At 71.1% G+C, this 6,436-nt stretch carries 8 protein-coding genes and 1 pseudogene; all 9 read left to right on the top strand.

The window, feature by feature from the left end; translation table 11 throughout:
* Nucleotides 1-924 (top strand): annotated as a pseudogene (locus tag ACJ6WD_RS35625) (hypothetical protein); the annotation flags it as partial.
* 11 nt (nucleotides 925-935) lie between these two features.
* A complete protein-coding gene (locus ACJ6WD_RS35620; RefSeq protein ID WP_407617309.1) occupies nucleotides 936-1,352 on the top strand; it encodes a conjugal transfer protein TraB in 417 nt (138 codons plus the stop codon).
* An 87-nt stretch (nucleotides 1,353-1,439) separates the two neighbouring features.
* Entirely contained in the window at nucleotides 1,440-3,728 is a 2,289-nt protein-coding gene (locus tag ACJ6WD_RS35615; protein ID WP_407617308.1) for a hypothetical protein, read from the top strand.
* Nucleotides 3,729-3,790: 62 nt separating this feature from the next.
* The gene (locus ACJ6WD_RS35610; RefSeq protein ID WP_407617307.1) at nucleotides 3,791-4,267 is read left to right on the top strand and encodes a hypothetical protein; all 477 of its coding nucleotides are present in this window, start codon (nucleotides 3,791-3,793) and stop codon (nucleotides 4,265-4,267) included.
* A 48-nt stretch (nucleotides 4,268-4,315) separates the two neighbouring features.
* On the top strand, nucleotides 4,316-4,522 hold the full coding sequence (locus ACJ6WD_RS35605) for a hypothetical protein (RefSeq protein ID WP_407617306.1): 207 nt from the start codon (nucleotides 4,316-4,318) through the stop codon (nucleotides 4,520-4,522).
* Entirely contained in the window at nucleotides 4,519-5,022 is a 504-nt protein-coding gene (locus ACJ6WD_RS35600; protein WP_407617305.1) for a hypothetical protein, read from the top strand. The genes ACJ6WD_RS35605 and ACJ6WD_RS35600 overlap by 4 nt, the downstream gene beginning before the upstream one ends.
* A 46-nt stretch (nucleotides 5,023-5,068) precedes the next feature.
* Nucleotides 5,069-5,491, top strand: a complete 423-nt coding sequence (locus tag ACJ6WD_RS35595) for a hypothetical protein (RefSeq protein WP_407617304.1) — start codon at nucleotides 5,069-5,071, stop codon at nucleotides 5,489-5,491.
* Nucleotides 5,492-5,558: 67 nt separating this feature from the next.
* Nucleotides 5,559-5,915, top strand: coding sequence for a hypothetical protein (locus ACJ6WD_RS35590; RefSeq protein WP_407617303.1), 357 nt, complete (start codon nucleotides 5,559-5,561; stop codon nucleotides 5,913-5,915).
* A 50-nt stretch (nucleotides 5,916-5,965) separates the two neighbouring features.
* Nucleotides 5,966-6,427, top strand: coding sequence for a DUF3307 domain-containing protein (locus tag ACJ6WD_RS35585; protein ID WP_407617302.1), 462 nt, complete (start codon nucleotides 5,966-5,968; stop codon nucleotides 6,425-6,427).
* Nucleotides 6,428-6,436 lie beyond the last annotated feature (9 nt).

The following is a 6,436-nucleotide window of genomic DNA, read 5'->3' as shown; positions in this document are numbered from 1 at the left end:
GAGGCGGCGCGGCGGTTGGCGAAGCGCCGTATGAACCTCTCCTCGCCGGTGTTCAGCAAGACCAAACGCAAGAAGGACAAGGGCAAGAAGGGCAAGGGCGCCAAGGACGGTGGGCCCGCCGGCCGTGGCCCGTCGGACCGCCGACGGCGCAAGGAGCGGGCCCACCGGGCCAAGGAACGGGCCACGGCCGGTTCGACATCGGACGGCTACTTCTACACGGCCACCGACAACCCCTACGAGGGCACGTACACCTCCTCGGATCGGGACTACTGGGGGTGGCCGCCGCGTGGGGAGCGCCGCAGCGCCTACGACTCGGTGCGGGACACCGACCCGTATGCGGACGTCACCGTCACGGCCGAGTCGCTGCACGTCCCCGGCTCGAAGGCCCGGCGTTGGGCGCCGGCCGCCGTCACGGCTGGGACACCGGCACTGGCGGCGGCCGCAGCGCCGGCCCCCGCGTCCAGCCCCATCAAGAAGGGAGCAGCGCCCGTGAGCGCAAGCGCATCGGTATCCATCCCCACCTCGCGGACCGTGTCCGCCGAACACCTGACGGAGGTGACGCTCGACGACGTCCTGGACGCCCTGGCGGACGCCAAGGACGAATGCCTGACCACATACGACGAGTGCGCGGTCCTCGCTGACAAGGCGGTCGCGCTGCGCGACTCGCTGAGGGAACTCGCCGTCGAACTCGCCGAACGCAACAACGTGATCGGCCGCCTGACGTCCGCCGCGATGAGGCGGCTGGCGGAGTCGATGGACGTGCTCAAGAAGCGGGCCCAGGAGATGCGGAAGGAGTCCCTGGCCGCGTCGGAGGCCGTCGAGACCGCGCACGACGAGATGTACGACGCCTACCGGCCCGTGCAGCAGGCCGCGTTCAACGCGGGCCTGACGATGCCCTCCGCCCGCATCCACAACGAGGACTGAAAGGACACCCAATGGGATCCGACCTGGTGCCCTACGCACCCAAACTCCCCGCCAAGGGTGGGCGACTGTCGTTCCTCACCCTCGCGGCGAAGCTGACAACGCTCACCACCCAGGCCCTGGCCCTGAAGGAAGGGCTGCACCTGCTGCGGCGCCGCATGGACGCCGACGCCAAGTCCGTCGGCCGCATCGCGGACATGTGCACCGAGGCGGAAGTCGAGCCGAGGTTCACCGGCCTGGTCGCCGAGGGGTCCGCGGCCCTGGGAAGGGTCGCCGACGCGGCCGCCGGGCTGGCCGGAGCCGCCGACCAGATGGAAACCAACGCCCGCGCCTTCAAGAACGCCCACGACAGCGAGTACCGGGGCGTCTTCGAGGCGGTCCAGGCGTCCGGCGTACGGCAGGCCAAGGCCGGCTTCTACCGCACGCGCTGACCACACACAGCACAAGCAGCACCGGGGCCCGGCGGACACACCGCCGGGCCCCACCCGTACCCCTTTCACCCTGGCGGGAGGAATCACGTGAAGACTGACGTCGAAAAGGCCCCCGAGGCCGACGTCGCCCCCGACAGGGGGCTCACCCCGAGGCAGGCTCGACGCCTGGCCCTCGCAGAACGCGTCCTCTACGGCGCGGCCGGCACCTGGGCAGCGATCGGACCGGTCACCGACGTATCTGGGTGGGCGCACGGCGCGGCCGTCGTGACCGGCGTACTGGCCGGAGTGCGAGTGTGGAAGCGCGCCGACGACGAGGACGGCGACAGCCTGCTGCTGTCGGCCTACCGCTCGCTGCCGGTCTTGGGCTGGTCCGCCACCTACACCGCGGGCTTGCTCTCGCCCATCATCCACTTCCCCAACGGCTGGCCCATGCTGGCCGCCGGCGCCTGGACGCTCGCGATGATCGCAGCGACACCATGGACCCGCTCACGCGGTCTGAGCCGCGCCATTGAGCGCCACGCCGCCGAATACGCCGAGGACCAGGCGCTCGTCCCCGAGCCGGTGCCGACCACCTTCGACGGGCACGTGAAGGCCATGTGGGCGGCCGCGCCGGCGACCGGGGAGACCTGGCTGGAGAAGGTCCAGCAAGCCGACCCGGAGCGGGCCGACTTCACCGCCCTGATCCTCGCCCCGGCCGGTGAGGCCGTCCCCAGCTCGGTCACCCGCAGGGCCGCCGCCGCCGTCTTCGATGTCCCCGAGGAGTGCGTGGGCCTGGACAGCGTCGACGGGTACGGTCCCGGCCGGCTCCACCTACGCGTCACCCCCTCCGAGAGGGCCGCCAAGGCCACTGAGCAGGGTCTGAAGCACCTGTGGGAGCAGAGGGTCTCCGGCCCGGTCGGCGCTGCCCCCGGCATGGAGATGATCGACCACCGGCTCGACAAGGCCGCGGGCATTTTGCGGATCCGCGTGGCGGCCGCCGACAGCCAGCTGATCAGCCTTCCCCGCATGAAACTGGCCCGCGCGCTGAACGTCGACGACCCCGAACTGCTGATGATCGAGACCGACGGTCTCGCCCACGGCGTCATCACGGTCTACCGCGAGCACCCGCTGCTCAAGATCCGCGAAGCCGGCGTCGAGGACCTGACGATGGACGAGTCGGGCCGCATCGTGGTCGGGCTGCGGCACGACGGGCGCCCGTTCAAGATGCCGCTGTACGACCCGGAGATGGGCGCCCTGACGGACCTCGTCGTCGGCGCCATGGGCTCCGGGAAGTCCGTCTTCCTGCTGACCGTGCTGATCGCCGAACGCCTCAGCGGCGTGGTCAGCCTCGTCGCCGACGCCCAGTCCGGCATGTCCCTCCCCGAGGCCAACGGACGGGTGCGGCACTTCGGCGCCGGACTCGCTGCCATGGCCGCCACCCTCGCCGCGGCCTGCGCCGTCGCCGACTTCCGCGAGCAGGTCTCCGCCACCAAGGGGTGGGGCTCCTTCGTACTGAACGACCCGTGGCGGCTGGTGAACGTCACCCTGGACGAGATCAACCTCGCCATCGGCGAACACGCCATCTGCCCGCCGGAATTCAGCAAATGGATCGTGGCGATGATCGCCCGCATCCAGCAGACCGGCCGCAAATTCGGCTTCGGCATCCGCTTCGCCGGTCAGTCCATCCACGTCGCCGACCTCGGTGATGCGGAGAAACTGCGCGCCAACGCCCGCCAAGGGACGGTCTGGATGGGCCGGGTCAACAGCACGATGACCCAGTCGATGGCAACCGACATGGTCGACGACGGCACCGACATCACCCCGATCCGCCGGTTCTTCGGCAGCATCTCCGAGGAACTGGAGGCCGCCTGGGACGGGAAGGAGACCCCGCCCGGGCCGATCACCGCGGGCATGGCCTGGGGCCTGCAAGGCGGCCGCGCCACGCTGATGCGCGTCTTCAAGGCCCTCAAGCGGAACAAGACCTACCCGCACCTGATCCGGCTCTTCGAGGCCGCACCCGAAATCCCCGGCTTCACCCCGGAGGAGAACGAGGTCTTCACAGCGGCCTACGCCCAGGCGCTGCTCGCCGCCGAAGAACTGCTGTCTCCGAGCGAGGACAGCGAAGAGGGCGGCAGCAAGGGCAAGAAGCGCAAGGGGCTGCCGCAGATCGGCGGCACCGGCGTCCCGACGCCCCCGAAGACGGTCCGGCACCGCGTCCTGGACGCGCTCGCCGACGGAAACCCCCACCGCATTCGCGACATCCGAGCCGCCGCCGGCGTCGGCACCGAAAGCGGCCCCAGCTCCGGCTCCGTCGACAACACGCTCAGCAAGCTCTCCGACGAGGGCCTGGTAACCCGCGTCGGCCACGGCACCTGGGCGCTCACCCCCAGCGACTGACCCCCTTGGGCCGCCCTGCACACCCCGCAGGGCGGCCCACCCACGCACGCGAAGGAACAGCTATGGACCCCAACACCCCGCTCACCGACGCAGAGGCCGACGCCGAGGCCCAGCGCCTCATCGCCGCCGCCTACCAGCCCGACCCCGGCCCGACCGCGACGTCCTACCGCGACACCAGCCCCATCCCCGCGATCGGCCCGACCCCGCCCGTCGCCCAGCCCGGGAAGCCGCCGATGTCCCAGCAGGCCACGGACCTCAGCGGCCTCATCAAGGTGATCAGCGTCGGGTCGCTGCCGGTCGGGGTCTCGCTGTCCCTGGTCGTCTACACCGTGGGCCACGCCGACCCGGTGGCGCTGGCCATCGTCGCCGGCGCCCCCGTCGCGCTGGTCGCCGCCCTCGCCCGGCTGATGCGCCGCGCGAAGACGTCGCGCACCGAGCACCACCACCACTACACCGGCACCGTCACCCAGGCCCACACCACCGTCACCAGCCACACCCGCGGCCTGGTCGCGAGGACCCAGAACCAGCTGCCCGACTAACCACGCAGCACCGCAGACCGACACCCACCGAACCCGACGGAGAACCTCATGCCCCTTGATCCCGACTACGAGCGCGCCCACGCGAAGTGGCGCCAAGCCCGCGCCGAACTGGCGACGGCGCGCAGCGCCTACTGCGCCTACCCCGTCGCCTCCGACACCAGCCAGCGCGCTCAGGCCAAGGCGCGCTTCGACCGCGCGAAGCGGGCCGAGGCCCAAACGCGCGCCGCCCTCAACTTCCCCTGGGAGAAACCGTGATCCGCACCATCCTCAGCCGCACCAACCGCCAGCTGAACACCACGATCCAGGAACTGCACGCCCGCAGCGTCAGCGAGAAGAACCGCGCCGAGACCGCGACTGAGGAGCTGGAGCACCTGCGCACCGTGGCCGCTGCCACGCGCCGACGCGACCACGAGATCCGCGCGCTGCTTTCCCGCCTCACCCTCGGCGCTGATGGCGACCACCCCGAGACCCGGGACCTGGGCGCCGCCGTGCTCGCCCTGCTCGACGGCCCTCCGCCCTCCGGCCCGTGCAGCATCTTCTGCCCTGCCTGCGGCGTGGCCGACGTCGAGGAACTCGACGTGCCGATCCCCCACACCGACGACACGACACCGGTCGCCCGCTGCCGCCGCTGCGGGCACTCCTGGGGCCTCGACCCCGGCGCGGGCCGCGGCTGCCTGGCCTGCGGCGGAAGCGGCAACCTCCGCAACCAGCGCGTCACCGACCCCCGGTGCACCACCTGCTACCCGCACGACTGACCACACCACAACCAGCCGGACCGAAACGCAGTGAAAGGACATGACCATGAAGGAACTCGTCAGCCCGCGCGTGGAACTGATCATCCAGAGCGCGGCCCTGGCTTCACAGCCGACCTTCTGGTGGGGGCCCAGCGGCGGCCGCGTCACGGGTGAGGAGGTGGCCGCGCACCTGGAGGCCGCCGCCGACCTGATGGAGCAGCGGGGATGGGACCCCCAGCTCTACGCCCCGTGGTCCGGGTACAACCTGCCCGACGCCCTGCGGGAGACCATCCACGACGGCCTCGGCAGCGACGACACGCGTTTCACGGCCTTGCGACTGATGGAGACGCTGCTCGGGGTCTACACGGGCTCCCCCAGCATCGTCTTCCCGGACGTCTGGTCCATGCACTCCCGCCGCACCCTGGACGAGGTCCTGGAGATGCTGCGCACCACCGCCGACCTCGCCCGCCTCGTCGGCCCGCGGCTCTGAACAGCCATGCCCCGGCCCTCCCCGACCGAGGAGGGCCTCACCGCCCCGCTGTCAGATCCGGAGAGTCATGCCCCGCTTCTTGTACCGCTGCCCTGTCTGCTGCACCACCAGCCCTTTATGCCCCACTGCCAAGGCGGCCGATGCGGAGGGGAGTACCCACCGCGGCCAGCTCCACGCCGGCCATCACCCCGACGGCGAGACGGTGGGCGAGGTCAACCGCCGCGGGCAGTGGTACGCCACGCTCGGCCCCCTCGCCGGCCCCCGCTCGCGCCTGGCGGACGCCCTGATCGACGCCCGGGACCCGGACGGAATGGGACGCCCCTTCTGGGCCGACGTCGCTGCCGACGCGATCCTCGCTGGCGGTTCGGCGGCCGCCCTGTGGGTGACCAGCACCGTGCTGACCGCCCTCCCCGGCCTCACCTGAACCGGCGGCACCCAGACCCCCGTCACCTCAACCACTCTTCAAGGAGTCCAATGCACACGCTCGAAACGCTCACCCGCCTTGCGGTGTTCGCCTCCGGCTTCGTGGCCTTATTCGCCGCCCACCACGCAGCTGACTACCTACTTCAGAGCGACACGCAGAGCGAACGTAAGGCCGGCTGGGACGAGCTGGACAAGCGCGGCGCGCTGGTTCGGCACCACCACGGCTGGGGCGCCAACCAGATGCACGCCGCCACCCACTCCATCGCCGAACTCGTGGCGCTCGTCATCCTCGCGGCCGTCGTTCACCTGCCGCTCAGCGTGACGGGCACCGCCCTGGCAGTCGGGTGGAACCACCTCACGCACTCAATCATCGACCGGCGCTGGATCGTCCGAGCCTGGATGGCCAACACCGGCTCCGCCGAGTTCATCCACCGGGGCGGAATGCCGCTGGTCGACCAGAGCATGCACATCGTCGTCGGCCTGTTCCCCGCGGCACTGCTCCTCACGATCTGACCGACCCCT

It is taken from the genome of Streptomyces sp. VTCC 41912, assembly GCF_045799175.1.
GTDB lineage: Bacteria > Actinomycetota > Actinomycetes > Streptomycetales > Streptomycetaceae > Streptomyces > Streptomyces albulus_C.
Note: the sequence above shows the minus strand (reverse complement) of the source record. Positions and strands in the feature narration are given on the sequence as shown.